The 16,168-nt window shown below is 42.0% G+C and carries 14 protein-coding genes; 4 read left to right on the top strand and 10 right to left on the bottom strand.

The window, feature by feature from the left end; translation table 11 throughout:
- The first annotated feature begins 28 nt into the window (after positions 1 to 28).
- The 4 genes from F9K33_11275 (at position 29) to F9K33_11260 (ending at position 3,257) form a co-directional block, all read left to right on the top strand.
- Positions 29 to 1,054: an HPr kinase/phosphorylase gene (locus F9K33_11275; GenBank protein KAB2878939.1), complete on the top strand. Its 1,026-nt coding sequence runs from the start codon at positions 29 to 31 to the stop codon at positions 1,052 to 1,054.
- A 22-nt stretch (positions 1,055 to 1,076) separates the two neighbouring features.
- The gene (locus F9K33_11270) at positions 1,077 to 1,979 is read left to right on the top strand and encodes an MCE family protein (GenBank protein KAB2878938.1); all 903 of its coding nucleotides are present in this window, start codon (positions 1,077 to 1,079) and stop codon (positions 1,977 to 1,979) included.
- 26 nt (positions 1,980 to 2,005) lie between these two features.
- Positions 2,006 to 2,743 carry a ZIP family magnesium transporter gene (locus F9K33_11265; protein ID KAB2878937.1) on the top strand — a complete coding sequence of 246 codons (738 nt, stop codon included), beginning with the start codon at positions 2,006 to 2,008 and terminating at the stop codon, positions 2,741 to 2,743.
- Between the two features lie 145 nt (positions 2,744 to 2,888).
- Positions 2,889 to 3,257 (top strand): c-type cytochrome, encoded by a 369-nt coding sequence (locus F9K33_11260; protein ID KAB2878936.1) that lies wholly within the window; start codon positions 2,889 to 2,891, stop codon positions 3,255 to 3,257.
- Here F9K33_11260 and F9K33_11255 read toward each other — a convergent pair.
- From F9K33_11255 to F9K33_11210, 10 genes are all read right to left on the bottom strand, one after another.
- Positions 3,252 to 3,848: a pseudouridine synthase gene (locus F9K33_11255; protein ID KAB2878935.1), complete on the bottom strand. Its 597-nt coding sequence runs from the start codon at positions 3,846 to 3,848 to the stop codon at positions 3,252 to 3,254. The two genes, F9K33_11260 and F9K33_11255, sit on opposite strands and share 6 nt — an antisense overlap.
- A gap of 9 nt (positions 3,849 to 3,857) precedes the next feature.
- Complete coding sequence (locus F9K33_11250; protein ID KAB2878934.1) at positions 3,858 to 5,315, bottom strand: sigma-54-dependent Fis family transcriptional regulator; 1,458 nt, start codon at positions 5,313 to 5,315, stop codon at positions 3,858 to 3,860.
- A 3-nt stretch (positions 5,316 to 5,318) separates the two neighbouring features.
- On the bottom strand, positions 5,319 to 6,722 hold the full coding sequence (gene rlmD, locus F9K33_11245) for a 23S rRNA (uracil(1939)-C(5))-methyltransferase RlmD (protein KAB2878933.1): 1,404 nt from the start codon (positions 6,720 to 6,722) through the stop codon (positions 5,319 to 5,321).
- 4 nt (positions 6,723 to 6,726) lie between these two features.
- Complete coding sequence (locus F9K33_11240; GenBank protein KAB2878932.1) at positions 6,727 to 8,334, bottom strand: serine/threonine protein kinase; 1,608 nt, start codon at positions 8,332 to 8,334, stop codon at positions 6,727 to 6,729.
- A 92-nt stretch (positions 8,335 to 8,426) separates the two neighbouring features.
- On the bottom strand, positions 8,427 to 8,834 hold the full coding sequence (raiA, locus tag F9K33_11235; GenBank protein ID KAB2878931.1) for a ribosome-associated translation inhibitor RaiA: 408 nt from the start codon (positions 8,832 to 8,834) through the stop codon (positions 8,427 to 8,429).
- A complete protein-coding gene (xerC, locus tag F9K33_11230) occupies positions 8,797 to 9,705 on the bottom strand; it encodes a tyrosine recombinase XerC (GenBank protein ID KAB2878930.1) in 909 nt (302 codons plus the stop codon). Before xerC ends, raiA begins: the two co-directional genes overlap by 38 nt.
- 298 nt (positions 9,706 to 10,003) lie before the next feature.
- Positions 10,004 to 10,447, bottom strand: coding sequence for a septal ring lytic transglycosylase RlpA family protein (locus F9K33_11225; GenBank protein KAB2878929.1), 444 nt, complete (start codon positions 10,445 to 10,447; stop codon positions 10,004 to 10,006).
- A complete protein-coding gene (locus tag F9K33_11220; GenBank protein KAB2878928.1) occupies positions 10,425 to 12,728 on the bottom strand; it encodes a hypothetical protein in 2,304 nt (767 codons plus the stop codon). The genes F9K33_11225 and F9K33_11220 overlap by 23 nt, the downstream gene beginning before the upstream one ends.
- Positions 12,729 to 12,738: 10 nt before the next feature.
- A complete protein-coding gene (locus tag F9K33_11215) occupies positions 12,739 to 13,500 on the bottom strand; it encodes an MBL fold metallo-hydrolase (protein KAB2878927.1) in 762 nt (253 codons plus the stop codon).
- 23 nt (positions 13,501 to 13,523) lie between these two features.
- On the bottom strand, positions 13,524 to 15,836 hold the full coding sequence (locus F9K33_11210; GenBank protein KAB2878926.1) for a bifunctional (p)ppGpp synthetase/guanosine-3',5'-bis(diphosphate) 3'-pyrophosphohydrolase: 2,313 nt from the start codon (positions 15,834 to 15,836) through the stop codon (positions 13,524 to 13,526).
- Positions 15,837 to 16,168: the final 332 nt, after the last annotated feature.

The raw sequence follows: 16,168 nt of genomic DNA, 5'->3' as shown, positions 1-16,168 counted from the left end.
TATATTGAATTCTTTACATTATTAAGTTATGGATGAAATCGTTTACAAAACCGAAAGCGGCAACATACGGATCGTTGAAAAGATGCTTGTGAGCAAACTTTTCGAAGATTTGCGCGAAAAGCTTCATTTCAACTTTCTGGTTACCGAAGGTTTAGAAACCCGTTATCTTACTCAACGTGACCTGCACCGTCCCGGATTGGCGTTAGCGGGATTTGTTGAACTTTTTACTCACGATAAAATCCAGATCCTGGGCAATACAGAAAATTATTACTTACTCAGTTTATCCGAATCAGAACTCAAGCAGTCGCTTGAAAAAGTATTTCGTTTTGATATGCCGTGCATTATTATTACGAACGGAAATAAAGTTATCCCGTATATGTTGGAATTTTGCAAACAAAAATCCATTCCGCTGGCAGTAACAGATGTATCTTCAACGGATGCGATCCATCTTATAACGGGCTATCTGGATGAAATATTTGCTCCGGAAATTTCTGTTCACGGTTCCATGGTGGATGTATACGGAATCGGTATGATGTTTACAGGAAAAAGCGGTATCGGAAAAAGCGAAATTGCCCTCGATTTGGTTGAAAGGGGACATCGGATGGTTGCCGATGATACCGTAAAGATCCGACGAATTTCTGAAAACATCTTAATGGCCCGCGGCCATAATAATTTGCGTCATTTTATTGAAATTCGCGGCGTGGGAATTCTGGATATCCGGGAGATGTTCGGCATACGCGCTGTACGAGTACAAAAACGGCTGGAAGTCCAGGTTGATCTGCAATTATGGGACGGCAAAGAAGAATATGAACGCCTGGGGCTGGATGAACAGACCGGCAAAGTGCTCAACGTAGATATTCCTACCATAAAATTGCCCATTTATCCTGGAAAAAACATCACCGTTATTGCCGAGGCGATAGCATTGAATCTTTTATTAAAAATTTACGGATACGATGCCGCTAAGGAATTCAGCGACAAGTTGATGCAGGAAATACAAAATAAGAACGCAAAAAAGAAAAACCTCCAGAATTATCTCGAGAAAGACTTCGAATAATCTGGAAACGAGAGAGGATTGATTGAACGACACCAAAGTTCTAGAGATCAAAGTTGGTATAACTATTTTAGTCGGATTGACCCTATTTGTTCTGGCTATCGTATGGTTAAAGGGAATTACATTCAAACCAAACACATTCGAGACAACTATTGTATTTCGCAATACCGCGGGATTACAAATCGGCGATGCGGTCACCGTCAGCGGCTTAAAGGTGGGGAAGGTCACGGATATCGAACTTGAGGCCGATTCCGTCATCGTATCCGTTAGTTTATCCAATTCCGTTACTCTGCAATTTGACGCATCCGCGACGATGACTACCGTTGATTTTTTCGGGGGAAAACGAATCGAATTGAATACCGGACGGTCGGATAAAACCTTTGATAAATCCAAGCGGCTGTATGGTGTACGTGAGCCTGACTTGACAGAACTGACGAGCCAACTGAGGGAAATAGCCAGCGACGTAAAGGGTACTTTGGAAAAAGTAGACAGCGTGCTGATCGGCGTCCACAGTTTCGTCGGCGATAAATCGGTTATTGTGTCGCTGAAGAAAGCTATTTTTAATTTAGATTCCACTACCGCGCGACTGAAAATCATTGTCAACAAAAGTGATACAAAGATCGATTCGATTCTCACCCGTTTGGCAACATCAACCAGAATTCTCAGAACGGTCATTGAAAAAACTGATGTTCGCCTTGACACGACATTTAATAATATGTCACATGTCACTGCGTCTATTGAAAATGTAACCTCATCCTTAGACAGTATCGTCAGTAAAGTTCGCCGCGGAGAAGGTAATCTTGGAAAGATGGTGTATGACGAATCGGTTTATCTTCGGCTAAACAACGCTGCCGCTCAATTTGATTCTTTAATAACCCTTGTTCGTCAAAAGGGTATGAAAGTTGATCTAAAGCTCTTTGGCGACTAATCTGCTGTTTTTAACATCCGTTCTTGATGGAAAATTTTCTACTTCCTTTTACGCTGAGCCTGATCTCCGGTCTTATTATTATGCTGGGCGGTTGGATATTTGCGTCACGGCGCACATGGAACGATAAACATCTCGACTTGTTTATAGCGTTAGGCGCGGGATACATACTTGCCGTCGCGTTTCTTGACATGATACCGGAAGCGTTTCACACCAGTCCTTATTCTATGCATTTTGTGATTGTCGGTTATTTGATCGTTCATTTATTTGAACATGTTTTTACTCCGCACTTTCACTATGGAGAAGAGACGCATCACCATCTGGTGTCCAATATCGTCAGTACTACAGCCTTGATCGGCCTGATGGTGCATAATTTTTTCAGCGGCGTAGCTATAGGCTCAGGCATGTTGACCGGTGAAGCGATAGGCTGGATCATTTTCATCGGAACCGTTTTACACAAACTTCCGGAAGGATTTACCATCTCTTCGATTATGTTTGCCTCTCATCACCGCAAACGATACGCATTAATGGGCACGGTGTTACTGGCGCTAAGTTCTGTTTTGGGAACGCTATTGGTTTTTGTATTTCAGAATAAAGAGTGGTTCTTTAAAGACTTCGCCCTCGCCATGTCGGCGGGAACATTCATCCACGTCGCCACGACTGATCTCATTCCACGCATTAATGATTCTCACCAGCGGTGGATGCCTTTGATGGTATTTATCGGAGTAGGGTTGTTTTTGCTCAGTTCACTTATCCTGCGCCATTAGGCGTTTCAGATGTGCCTTTTTGGTTTTTATCTTGACTAAAGTAAACTCGTTTTTTAGATTGATCATAATTCATTTCTGCTTATCCTGCCGGTATTAGCTTCATTTCCTGAATTAGAAAGTATTCAACAAAACATCCGTGAGGTGTATGATGAAAAAGGTATCCGTATTTTTATTTATTCTTTTAGTTATGGGGCTGTCGTTTTACACCATGGTAAGCTGCCAGACTAACAAACCAAAAAATCTTAAGGTTATCAAAGATACGGATATGAGCACCGAAGAAATGAAAGAATTTATGCGGAATTTTACCTTGTCACTTGGCGTCGAATGTGAATATTGCCATAACACCGATGATTATGCGAGCGATGAGAAAAAGGAAAAAGATATTGCCCGCGACATGATTAAGATGATGTACGCGTTAAACGACTCCTATTTCAAAAACGCCAAGGAAGAGATTAATTGTTATACATGCCATCGCGGGCAGGTTCAAACCAAAACCTTTCCGCCGGGTTTATAGTTTTTTGCGCAGCGTCATTATTGTTTTTTCCACTTCTGCGTCCTCCATATTCCGCCATTCCCCGGGCGATAAACCGTCCAGACTTAGCGACAAAATATGCGTTCTAATCAGCCGTAAAGTAGGATGACCCACGGCTGCCGTCATTTTACGTATTTGTTTATTTCTTCCTTCAGTCAGAATAATTTCAATCCAGCACGTTGGAATATTAGCGCGGTAACGAATCGGTTTTGAACGGGGAGGAAAAAGCGGATCGGGACTCAGAAATCTAACCTGTGCCAGTTTTGTTTTTTTCCCATTAATCACTATACCCGCTCGCAACGATTCCATACTGCGCTCCTCCGGAATATTTTCAATTTGAACGGCATACGTACGCGAGTGATCATATTTCGGTTCAATAAGCAGGTGTTTAAACTGCCCGTCATTCGTAAGAATTAAAAGGCCTTCGCTGTCCGCATCAAGACGTCCTATAGAATAAACGCCTTTCGGAAAACCGTAATCTTTTAACGTCACCTGACCCGAATCGGCTGTAAATCGGGAATGCACACCATACGGCTTGTAGAAAAGGATATATGATCTGATGGTGCGGTGCATCCTTTTATATCAAAGCCCTAGTTTTTTCATGCGCATGATCAGGGTTGTTCTTTTAAGCCCAAGTAATTTAGCTGCCTCGGCTTTATTGGAAGAAGTTTTAGCTAATATGAATCTGATATATTCTTTTTCCAATTCGTCCATTGTTTTTGGAGCAGACACTGAAAAATTAAAGCTGCCGGCATCGGAAGAGAAGCTGGGCTGCGCTGTCGGAAGGCCGCCCGTTCGAATTTCATCAGGAACGTCATGAATATCGAGATGTTCGGCATGCGTGAATATGATCATACGGTTAATAATGTTTTTTAATTCACGTATATTTCCGTTCCACGGCAAAGATGACAAAAGATTCAGAGCCTCCCTGGAAATGGATTTGATTTTTTTTTCGGATTTTTGATTGTATTCGTTGATGATATGGTTAATCAGAAGCGGAATATCCGAACGCCTGTCCCTCAGCGCGGGTAATTGCACATTTAGAACATTAAGACGATAATACAGATCCATCCGGAAATTTGATTTCTGAACTTCTTCCAGTAAATCCTTGTTGGTTGCGGCTATGATGCGGACGTCGACCTGCCGGTATTGAGTTTCACCTACTCGCCGAATTTCCTTTTCCTGGATCACGCGCAGCAATTTGGCCTGTAAAGACAAACTGGTATTAGAAATTTCGTCTAGAAAGACCGTTCCACCTACGGCATCTTCGATCAGCCCTTTTTGATCCTGAACGGCTCCTGTAAACGCCCCTTTTTTATGGCCAAAGAGTTCTCCCTCCAGCAGCGTTTCGGTCAGCGCGCCGCAATCGACGGCAAGGAATTTTTTGTGGTGTCGTTTGCTGTTATAATGAATCGCGCGCGCTACCAATTCTTTTCCCGTTCCGCTTTCGCCTTGTACGAGTACGGTTTCATCGCTCAGAGACGCGGCATTAATCAGCCGGCGCACGTTATTCATTTCCGGGCTGATACTGATGATGTTATCGAGAGAATACTCTTTTTCAATCTCGGATTTTAGAAGAACTATTTCACGCTCGAGATTAGCTTTTTCGGTTGCTAATTTTTCATATTCGTCTTTATGTTTAATAATGGCGCGGTGTTGTTCAAACTTCAGAACCGCTTCCCGGATGCAATCGGTCAATACGTCGGGTTCCCACGGTTTGTTGATATGTCTGAAAATCTCGCCCACATTAATCGAATCTACCAGATCGTGAACTTCCGTATGAGCGGTCAAAATAATGCGGACGGTATTGGGATATAAATCTTTGATCTTCGTGAGAAGTTCGATACCCGTCATGTTCGGCATTTTCTGATCAACTAATGCGACTGCGATTTCGTGATCGTTCAATATATTCAATGCTTCAAGGCCGTTGGACGCAGTATAAACGTTATAGTCCTCTTCAAGCAATTTACGTAAGACACTCAAAATGGACGGCTCATCATCGACGCATAGAATGGAAAGCGGTACTCTTTGAGCATTCATAATTTAATTCCTCAGCAACAAAACAACATTCTCGATATGATAGGTATGGGGAAACATATCAACAGGCTGGATATTATCAATACGGTATTTTTCTTTGCATAGTATGGCCAGGTCGCGCGCTTGCGTGCTTGGATTGCAACTTACATATACGATCCTAGGCGCGTGAATTTCCAGCAGTGTCTGTGTGACGTCGTCGTGCATGCCCGAACGAGGCGGATCCAAGACAATCACATCGGGCCGGTGATTCAACGTTTTAAGGGTAATCCGCATATCGCCGCTGATAAATTCACAATTACCGACTTGGTTATGCATCATATTCTTCTTCGCGTTTTCAACGGCGTTTTCGATCAATTCTATTCCTATGACTTTCCTGACATAACTGCTGAGATATAAGGCAATGCTTCCGGTTCCGCAGTACAGATCATACAACACTTCGTCTCCCTGCAATTGTGATAACTCCAGAATGGTTTTATACAATACTTCAGCGGCCAACGTATTGGTTTGAAAAAATGAATTGGAAGAGATTTCAAACTCATAGCTGCCGAGTTTTTCAACAATCACCGGCTGTCCGAATAACAACACTTCGTAATCGCTAAAAGCAACTTGCGATTGTTTTTTGCTCACCCCGTTAATTAAAGATGTTATTTGCGGAAAGAATTTCAGGATTTCATTTTTTAATCGGGACATCAGCTGCAAGTTCTCTTCTTTGGTAATGATATTTATCATCAATCCCGGCGTGTGTTCACATTGACGAATCACGAGGAACCGCCAGAATCCATCGTACGTGCGCACCGAATAAGGCGGCAGACCGCTTTGCTGCGCAAACGTTCGAATCCAATTAACTATTTCCGACGCCAATGAGGATTGCAAATAACATTCGTTTATATCCAGCACCTTGTCGTACCGCTGAGGCACGTGCATGCCTAAAACAAACTGCGACGGTTCCGTGTCAATATGCCGTTCCGTAAGCCAAGCCCGATCACCGAACGTAAACTCCATTTTGTTGCGATAATGAAATATTTTAGGGGATCCTAGCGGAGGCGGGATGGATAATTGATCGAAGCCGCCGATTCGTTGAAATACATCCTGTATATTGAGACGTTTAAATTCAAGCTGCGCCGCATAATCTACATCCTGCATTTTGCAACCGCCGCAGGTTCCGAAATATTGACATTTGGCTGCCGTCCGGTTAGGGGATGGTATTACTATTTCAAGAGTCTTAGCCTCAGCAAAGCTTTTTTTCTTTTTGAATATTTTGGCCCGGACCGTGTCGCCTGTAATGGCGCCGTTTACAAAAACGACAAAATCATCGATGCGGCCAACCCCTTGCCCGCCGAATGATACCGAATCAATAGTTATCTCAACTTCATCGCCTTTTTTCAATTCAAGATGTGCTACCTTCTCCATAATACTACTTTTTATTAGGCTCTAAATATACATGAAGACCGAAGCTCTCATTAGAGGGAAACGGGCCTAAAATCTTCATAGTCAGAAAATTTTCCTTTTTCAGAATAAAACTTTGTACCGGAGTTCTAAAACTCCCCCAGTTCTGCGAATACGGAGTTCTGAGCGATGTGCCCTTCAAATCGTTATTTACATAAACTGCCGCGCCTTGAGGAATACTGGACACATTAACGCCTATTTTTTTGTTTTCGGGAGCATAAATGTCCATATCATCAATCGCTTTATCTACGTCAAAATTGAAATTCAGACTATCCGTTTCCTCCTTAAGCGTAAAATGAAATTCCTGTGTACTGTACATGACAGGAAATTTGAAACGAATAGTGTTTTTGCCGTATTGAAATTTGTTTAATGATACAGATCCGTTGAAGGCGTCGCCCAATGCATATTCTCTGTCGTTAATATATAATTTCGTATCACGCAAAATATTTTGTCGTTTGGATTTTAGGCCGATTTCTACTTTCCCGAACGGCGGTTCCTGAAAAATCATCTCATTTGCATAGAGGAAAATCAACAGGAATACGGCTAATACGAAAGCGGCTGAAGATGTGTAAAACCATCGAAATTTTCTGATGTGCTTGAAATAGGAAGTAAAAGACAAACTTGAATAGGAAAGATCAACGGCCGTAGATGTAAAATCCGCATTTACGGGAATATCAAATTTAGCCAAATCTATTTTTTTATCTTTGGAAGTAACGGCGCCGTAGTATTTGGTCAGATAATCCTTGATCTGAGATTGCGAAATAGCCTGAAGGAAATTGTTCAAATCCTTGATCAGATGGCCTATTAGCTGATATCGGTTATGCAGATTCTTCGACATTGCTTTGTGAACTATCTCCACCAATGCATGCGGAAGCTGCGCATTTATGTGATACAGCGACTCAAACTTGCCCTGTGCGATCAGAGTGATCAGGGTCAGATTGCTATCCGCCGCAAACGGCTTCTTGCCGGAAAGGAGTTCATACATCATCGTGCCGAGGCTGAATATATCGCTTTGAACGGTTAGTTTGTCTCCTGAAGCTTGCTCCGGCGACATGTACGACGGTGTGCCGACGATGATACCCGTTGACGTAAGATTTCTATGCGCATCGTCGTCTTCCTGTTTCGCAATCCCGAAATCCATCAGCTTGACCTGGCCGTCATTTCCGAGCCGAACATTACTGGGTTTGATGTCACGGTGAATAATGCCGTTTTCATGCATATGTTCCAGCCCGCGCGCCGCTTCGCGAATGATCATCGCGCAAATTCCAGGCGGCAGCGGTCCGCGCGATTTCAGAATTTCGCTTACGTCAATCCCTTCCACGTATTCCATTACCAAATAGTGATTTTTCTGTGCATCCATGAAATAGTCGTAAATCGACGGCAGGTTTTCCTGCTTCAGCGACGCGGAGAGAATTGCTTCCCGTTCGAATCGCTTGATCTTATCTTTATTGTCGCCTTTGACAACTTTGATCGCAACCAGCCTATCCAACGTCGGATGACGCCCCATAAAAACCGTCGCCATACCGCCGGCGCCTATCTGTTTTACAACCTCATAGCTTTGAATAACTTTTTCCATATAGTGGTATTATTGATCAGGTGTGATGAAAAAAAACAGGCCAGAATTCTTCTGACCTGTTGAATGTACGAAGATAATTTATTTTTTCAATGTTATTCTTCCGCCGTACCGGCTAAAACCTCGGATATGCGTACATGCGGACGGCTCTTCATTTTACCTTTGAATTTTTTCAATTGAACCTCCAGCTTGTCCATACACAGATCAATTGCCTTGGTTAAATCGGGATCTTTCGCTTTAACATTGAGGGACTTACCGTATACTTTGATACTAATTTCGACTTTTTCTGCAATTTTTTCTTTAACAATAACCACTTCACAATCAATGATACGATCATAGTACCGTTCTACTCGATCCAGTTTTTCCTCTATATATTCTCTCAATTTGGGGGCTAATTTCTGATGGCGGGAAGTGATTCGGATTTTCATGTGGTTCTCCTTTTGTAGATGAGTAAAATAAAAGGAATTATTTGACAGCCCGTGGATGAGCTTTTTTATAAGCATTTTTCAGCCGATCCATGGTGACGTGAGTATATATCTGTGTTGTCGATAGATTTTCATGGCCCAGAAGTTCCTTTACTGCAAGCATGTCGGCTCCGTTGTCGAGCAAATGAGTAGCAAAAGAATGGCGCAGAACATGAGGACTTAATTTTTTTGCGTCCGATATCCGTAACAAATATTTTTTGACGAGTCTCTGAACTGCCAACGGCGTGATTCTCTTGCCGGACGGCACAATAAATAAAGCTTGCGGGTCCGTACTTTCGGCGTATTTTGAAACGGTTGAACGTATGGATATATAATTTTTTAACTCGCTCAAAGCTTTCGATCCGATCGGAATGATTCGCTGTTTACTTCCCTTCCCGAAAACGGAAATGGTACGGTTTGAAAAATTAATGTCGCGCAGATCGAGACGAATCAATTCGCTTAATCGCATTCCTGATGTATAAAAAAGCTCCAGTATCGTTTTGTCCCTGCACCCTTCAACGGTCGTTGTGTCTATCAGATCAAATAACGCCGTTATCTGCTCTTGTGTAAAAAAGGAAGGAACTTTTGTTTCATATTTAGGCGTGGAAATCAGTTTTGACGGATTTGAATCAACAAATTGGTTTTTCATTAGATAACGAAAAAAAGACTTCACTGCGGACAATTTTCTTGCGATACTCTTCTTTTCTAATTTTTTTCGCGCAAGGTGACCTAAAAACGAACGGATTTCATTCTTGGAAATCTCTTTCAAACTAAATGAACGGGAGTCGAAGCGTTGTTCAACAAAACTTATAAATTCATCTAAATCAATATGATAGGCTGATATTGTTTTGTTGGAATAGTTTCGTTCGGCGTCAAGGTACCTGAGAAATTGATCAAGATGGGCTCTCATTATGCTGTGGTGCCGCCTTGCTGATAAAAAATCAATCTGATTACTTTACGTGCTTATCGGGTTGGATCACAAAAGGAAGGGAATACTTCAGTCTGAGCGAAGTCGAAGACTGATTTTACTAAACTTGGTCATGGTTCGACTCCGCTCACCATGACGTATGTGAGTAAACCCGATAAGCACATTACTTTATAATGTACCGAACTTAGCAGGACAAGTCAAGGTATTTTGCGGGTATGAAAAATGAAAAAAAACTTTATTATAGCGTAAACATAATAAACACAAATGATTAATGGTTGCGTTATTTTTCAGTTCCGACAATATCGACACGAACTTCCGCAGTACCGGTTCCCAGCATGTCAAGCTCCTTGGCTGCGGCGAGCGACACATCTATAATGCGATCTTTTACAAACGGCCCGCGATCATTGATTTTAAGTTTTACCGATTTGTCGTTTTTTAGATTGGTAACTTTTACAATCGTACCAAACGGCAATGTTTTATGCGCAGCTGTCAGATCGTGCATATTAAACGTTTCACCGCTCGCAGTTTTTCTTCCGTGAAATTTGTCGGCATAGTACGAAGCCGTTCCTGTAAACGATTCGGTGATTTTTTCTGATACCTCTCCGCTACGGGTTATCACCGGTGTGGAAATGGATTTATAGATAGGCTGCGGTACACAGCCTGAAATTAGAATTACGGACGTCAAAATTATTAAAACAGAATTACTCTTCGATAATATTATCATTTTCTTTTTCCCTTATTGCTTCGTCCGACTTGATTGGAGATTTAATGTTTCTGTTTTTTTTGTTTTTATTCGCCCGTACAGTGTCCGCAGGCATCACCTCCTCGTCCCGAAGTAAATTTTCTCCGGGAATGCGGCTAAGGGTTGAATCAATCAACGAATCCTTTTGAATTGCTGTTACTGCGTCCGCTTTTGAATTCATTGTATCCGGTTTTACTTTAGGAATCGTTATTTTAAAAAAATCACTGTTAACCCAGAACGCCAATGAATCCTGTGTAATTTTATTCTCTTTGGCGTACGCATCGACTTTCGGTTTTGCCTTTTTAGCGAAATCCGAATTAGGGCCGGCAAATATCAACGTGTTAAAAGTTCGAAAAGCTTCGAACGAATTGTTCAAGTGCTTTTCGTACAAAATTCCCATGGCATACAGGGCCTGTAGTTTGTGAACTGTACTGCCGCTGAGAGCGATCTTGGTATAACTCTGAAGGGCTTCCGTATAATTCTGTTTCCGCAAAAATTGATCCTCCGCCTGTTTGAAATACACCTGAATACTGTCCGTCACATTTTCTTCTAAACTCAAAACCTTTCGTCCAATATCGGCAAGTTTTCCATTGGGAAACTTATTATAAGCAAATTCATACAATGATAAATAGTTCGGGTTGTTTTTCTTGTGTTGAATTCGCGCATGGCCATACAAAGCAAATTCCAACATAGAACTTTCTTTAAAATGATCAATTACGTATTGATAATAGAAGTCGGCGGAATCGTATTCTGAAAGATTAAAATAAAAATAATCGGCCAAAAGAATGTGATCAGACGCTAACGCATCGAACGCGATGCTTCTTTTTCCGGCCAGCGTGTCGGGGTTGGTTGTTTGCCCAACATCTAATAACTCCACTTGAACTTGCTGAATTTTTTCGTCCAGCTCTGTATTAGAAAGCAAAACATTTAAAACTTCATTTTTCGAATCGACACTAGCCTTGGTTTTTACCGGCTCAGATCCGACATTCATATCCAAATCTGCGAGCGATGCCGTATCCTCGGCTAAAAAATAACTATCCATGACAAAGGCGCTGTCCTGGATTCTCCTGTCGATCACGTGAAGCAGGGTTTCGTCCCATCGTATCGAACCCTTGAGCATATCCATTTTTGCCAAATAGTCAAAGCGCTCTGAGGCTTTAGAAAAGAAGGGTGAGTTGGTATATTTTGTTTTTACAAGATAATAATATTTTCTTGCCAGTTCAGCGTCTGAAACAAAACTTTCGGTTTGTGACACGATCGGCTTATCATTAATGATTCCTAAAAAATAGTAACTGTCTCCGGTAAAATTCGGATTTTTGTACGTGTCAATGACGTAGTTAAATTGTTCTACTGCTTCACTATTTTTTCCCGCCAGACGAAGCGCATCTGCAATTTCGAATTCAGCTTTGACAAAATAGTTTTTGTATCGCAAGTTTCCAATAAATCCGTTAAGAACCCGGATGGCTTCATCATATTGCCCTGCCATTTTTAAAGTTCTCGCCATCATAAAAAAGACATCGAACTTTTCACTTACTTCAAGATCCATTCTGGTTAATACATTTAAGTAACCGGCGGCCAGCTTAAAGTTACCGGTATGGAAATAAGCATAAAAAGCTTTATACAGTGCAGATTTCCTGACGCCTTTGACTTTCGCCATATCCGAAGCCGCGGCATAGTACTTACACGCAGCTATATAGTCCTCATCGTTAACAGCAATATCGCCCAGGAAAATCAACGACTCGGCCTTAAGGTTCGATTTTTCAGCAAACTCAGACACTTGACGAAATTGTTCTTCTGCTTCATCGATCAGATTTAGTTTCCAAAGTGTTTTACCGTACCATAGTTTCGCCTCTTCTAATTTTTTGCTTTCAGGATAACGTGCCATGAAAACTTCCAACCGATTCTTGGCGTCGTATAAATCATTCGTATAGGCGCGTAAATAATGAGCTTTACCGAGGAGCAGCGTCGCGTCCTCCGCCCAGCCGCTTTTGGGGTACAATACTACAACTTTATTGGCCTTTTCTATAGCTACATCAAGAAACTGATTTGCATCCGGTGAAATTGTTTTCAGTTCTACCGAAAAACGATCGACAGGAACGTCGGCGCTGCTCAGCTGAGGCTGGTTCTTTTCTTTATTATGATCAATGATATCGACCGCGTTATTATAGGATTTACGGGCATGATAAAATGTGTTAAAAAAAGCGCAGCCTGACGCATACGGCGATAAAAGTATCGTGAATATTAATATCTTTTTTCGAAACATGTTTTCCGTCCTAAATAATTAATTTTAAACCGTCATAGGCTAACGCGATACGGTCAGGCAATGATTTGGTCACGGCTTCGTGTTCAATTTCATGAGACATGTGCGTAAAATAAGTTTGTTTCGCTCCGATTTTTTGTGCAACGCTCAACGCCTGGTCTAAATTGAAATGCGTTGGGTGTTTTCTTATCCGAAGACAGTCGAGAATGAGAATATCCGCATTCATAAATTTCTCCATGGAACGATCGGGAATAGAACTGCAATCCGTAGCGTAAATAGTGTCTCCAACTCGATAGGCATTGATCGGCATCGTTCCATGCATGATCTCAATCGGAATGATTTGCGTTCCAAGCACATCAAAAGGCCGGTCATCCACGGTCGTAAATTCAAGCATCGGAATTCCGCCGGGTATATCGGGATAATCAAAAATATAAGAAAAAATGTGTTTTAGCTTCTGTGTGGTTTCCCGGCCGGCATAACACGGAATCTTCTTTTTATACATCTTGTTAAATACCCGTGTGTCATCCAAGCCAAAAATATGATCCACATGATGGTGTGTAAAGAGAACTGCATCCACGCGTTCAATACGATACCGAAGTGACTGCTGCCTGAAATCGATTGATGTATCGATAAGAATGTTCCGTTGATCCACCGTAATTAATACCGAGGAACGTAAGCGCTTGTTTTTCTCGTTGGTAGACGCACATGTAGCGCAGGCACAGCCAATAACAGGAATTCCATGTGATGTCCCTGTACCAAGAAAAAGAATTTCCATGAAGCCTTTATTACTAAAAAGTACTATTTATTCAACAAACTCGCATCTACGCGTGTTGCGCTTATCACGCCCTGTATTTTTCGAATCTTATCCAATATGAGGTTGAGATGAGATATATTGCGAACTTGGATAACAAACATATTGACGGTCTCATGGCCTGTGGTTTTGACGTCGGCGCTTACAATATTGGTGTCGGCTGAAGATATTTTCTGCGTGATATCGTTGAGGAAATTTTTTCGATCATAGCCGAGAATACGAATTTGTACCATAAAATTTTTTGATTCATCTACCTGCCATCGCGCAGGCATGGACCGCTCGGGTTCTTTTTTTATCGCTTCATTAATGTTGGTGCAGTCGGCCCGATGAATATTAATTCCGCGTCCCTTCGTTACATATCCCAAGACATCATCTCCGGGAATCGGATTACAGCATTTGGCAAAATGGATCATCATATTATCCATCCCGTTGATCGCAATTCCCTTCGATTCCGTTCGTGCCCGTTTGATAAAACGCGTAAAGAAGGACTGGTCCGGTTGTATTTGTTCTTTGGGAATGACACGCGCGGCGATTTTCTGGGCTACGCTTTGAGCGGAAACGTTGCCCCTCCCTATAGATGACAATAACATGTCTTTGTTGTCAAATTTTAATTCTTCGACCATTCTGTCTAATTCGCCCTTGAAATCCGGCAGCTGTTTCTTTTGCAGTAGATCCCTGAGTTCCTGCTCCAGTAAGTTCCGTCCAAGAGACACGCTTTGTTCAAGTTCAATATTTCGAAAATGGCGCTTAATATGATTTCGCGCTTTGGTAGTTTTTGCAATTTCAAGCCAATGCAGGCTTGGCGTCTGCTGTTCCGATGTGAGAATTTCTATCATATCGCCGCTGGAAAGTTCGCTGTGCAGCGGAACCATTTTTCCGTTCACTTTTGCCCCGATGCAATGAAGCCCCACTTCCGAGTGAACTGCAAATGCAAAATCGATCGGACCTGCCGTTCTTGGCAAATTGAAAAGATCGCCTTTCGGAGTGAAAACAAAAACTTCATCTTGAAAGAGATCGATCTTTAGATCTTCAAGAAACTCACCCGGATCGCTGTTGTCCTGCTGCCGATCGATCAACTGGCGTATCCACCCGATTTGCCGATCCAGCTGATCCATTTGCAGTTTTCCTTCCTTATAGAGCCAGTGCGCTGCGATACCTTCTTCCGCAACCTGATTCATTTCTTTGGTACGAATTTGTATTTCGACCATTTTCCCGTCCGGGCCGATGACCGTCGTATGAATGGATTGATACCCGTTGATCTTCGGCACGGCAACGTAGTCTTTAAACCGCTCTGTCACAGGCGTGTACGTGCTGTGTACGACGCCTAGCGCTTTATAACAATCCTCTTTGGATTCTACCAGGATTCGAATCGCCAGCAAATCATAAATTTCATGAAATGGTTTGCCGCGTTTTTTCATTTTGTTGTAAATACTGAAAAAATGTTTTGGCCTTCCGATTATTTGTGCGGGGGTTTCATTTTCCGCTAATTTCTCCCTCAGAGGTTTTGCTATCTTTTCAATATACTCCTGGCGTTCCTCCCGCTTATCGGATATTAGTTTTGATAACTCCCAGTACACTTCCTGATCCAGCGTCTTTAAAACAAGATCTTCCAGTTCCCATCGAATTCGCGCCATACCAAATCGGTGGGCAAGCGGCGCATAAACATCACGCGTTTCAATGGCAATCCGTTCCTGTTTTTTTGGAGGAAGTGAATCGATGGTACGCATATTGTGCAGCCGATCGGCAAATTTAATAATGATCACGCGAATATCTTTGACAATCGACAGAAGCATTTTTCGGTAATTTTCAGCCTGCTTGATCTCGAGGCTGCCGAATTCAAACCCGCTTATTTTCGTAAGTCCGTCCACCAGCCTGGCAACGTCTTCGCCGAATTTAGCGGAGATTTCGTCATAGGTCTTTCCCGTGTCTTCTATGGTGTCATGAAGAAAAGCCGCTACCAGCGTGGTTTGATCCATGTTTTGATCGACAAGGATCTGCACGACTTCGATGATATGGTCAAAGTAAGGAAGTCCCGATTTTCTAAATTGTCCCTCATGTGAATTATAGCTGTAATCAAATGCCTGCTGAAGCAAAGACATCTCCGTATTCTTCGAATAGGAGCGGTATTCACGGATGATACCAAGAAATTTCTGATCATAATACTTTTTATCGTATTTTTTTTCTGCGGCAGGATCCTCAGGCAAAACGGATTTGTCTTTTTGAGGTTTCATGCTTTCGCGCGACGACTCTGCGGTTTTGGCTTTCCTGATTTGAGGTTTTTTTGATCGGGTCTCTAACATGCCGTTTTTTTCTGCCTCTTTACGGTTGGTTATTTGGCGCGCCGCTTAACATAAATTTAAACGTACAATAGCTTAGACTTATTCCTTTTTCAGGAAAAAATTCACTAAAATTAATATATTACATGAACAATGTTTAAACAAGCGTTTTCTTGTGTCTGAGTTACATGCATATCTGCTTGAATCACATACATCATGGTGAGTAAAGCGGATATGCACACGGAGTTATAATAAACCTTGATTACACATACGTTTTTTAGTATCATGGGCACAACCAATCAGATACTTTTTTTGTATAATGAACCATTGATTGGTCATGTACTATTTCGGAGGAT

The organism is bacterium, assembly GCA_008933615.1.
Classification (GTDB): Bacteria; CLD3; CLD3; order SB21; family SB21; genus SB21.
Note: the sequence above shows the minus strand (reverse complement) of the source record. Positions and strands in the feature narration are given on the sequence as shown.

What these genes read in the sequence shown, in the direction of transcription:
- F9K33_11220 (KAB2878928.1), bottom strand. Translation starts at nt 12,728, where the DNA reads ATGTTTCGAAAAAAGATATTAATATTCACGATACTTTTATCGCCGTAT.
- F9K33_11260 (KAB2878936.1), top strand. Translation starts at nt 2,889, where the DNA reads ATGATGAAAAAGGTATCCGTATTTTTATTTATTCTTTTAGTTATGGGG.
- rlmD (KAB2878933.1), bottom strand. Translation starts at nt 6,722, where the DNA reads ATGGAGAAGGTAGCACATCTTGAATTGAAAAAAGGCGATGAAGTTGAG.
- raiA (KAB2878931.1), bottom strand. Translation starts at nt 8,834, where the DNA reads ATGCTTATAAAAAAGCTCATCCACGGGCTGTCAAATAATTCCTTTTAT.
- F9K33_11240 (KAB2878932.1), bottom strand. Translation starts at nt 8,334, where the DNA reads ATGGAAAAAGTTATTCAAAGCTATGAGGTTGTAAAACAGATAGGCGCC.
- F9K33_11210 (KAB2878926.1), bottom strand. Translation starts at nt 15,836, where the DNA reads ATGTTAGAGACCCGATCAAAAAAACCTCAAATCAGGAAAGCCAAAACC.
- F9K33_11255 (KAB2878935.1), bottom strand. Translation starts at nt 3,848, where the DNA reads ATGCACCGCACCATCAGATCATATATCCTTTTCTACAAGCCGTATGGT.
- xerC (KAB2878930.1), bottom strand. Translation starts at nt 9,705, where the DNA reads ATGAGAGCCCATCTTGATCAATTTCTCAGGTACCTTGACGCCGAACGA.
- F9K33_11250 (KAB2878934.1), bottom strand. Translation starts at nt 5,315, where the DNA reads ATGAATGCTCAAAGAGTACCGCTTTCCATTCTATGCGTCGATGATGAG.
- F9K33_11265 (KAB2878937.1), top strand. Translation starts at nt 2,006, where the DNA reads ATGGAAAATTTTCTACTTCCTTTTACGCTGAGCCTGATCTCCGGTCTT.
- F9K33_11215 (KAB2878927.1), bottom strand. Translation starts at nt 13,500, where the DNA reads ATGGAAATTCTTTTTCTTGGTACAGGGACATCACATGGAATTCCTGTT.
- F9K33_11225 (KAB2878929.1), bottom strand. Translation starts at nt 10,447, where the DNA reads ATGATAATATTATCGAAGAGTAATTCTGTTTTAATAATTTTGACGTCC.
- F9K33_11275 (KAB2878939.1), top strand. Translation starts at nt 29, where the DNA reads ATGGATGAAATCGTTTACAAAACCGAAAGCGGCAACATACGGATCGTT.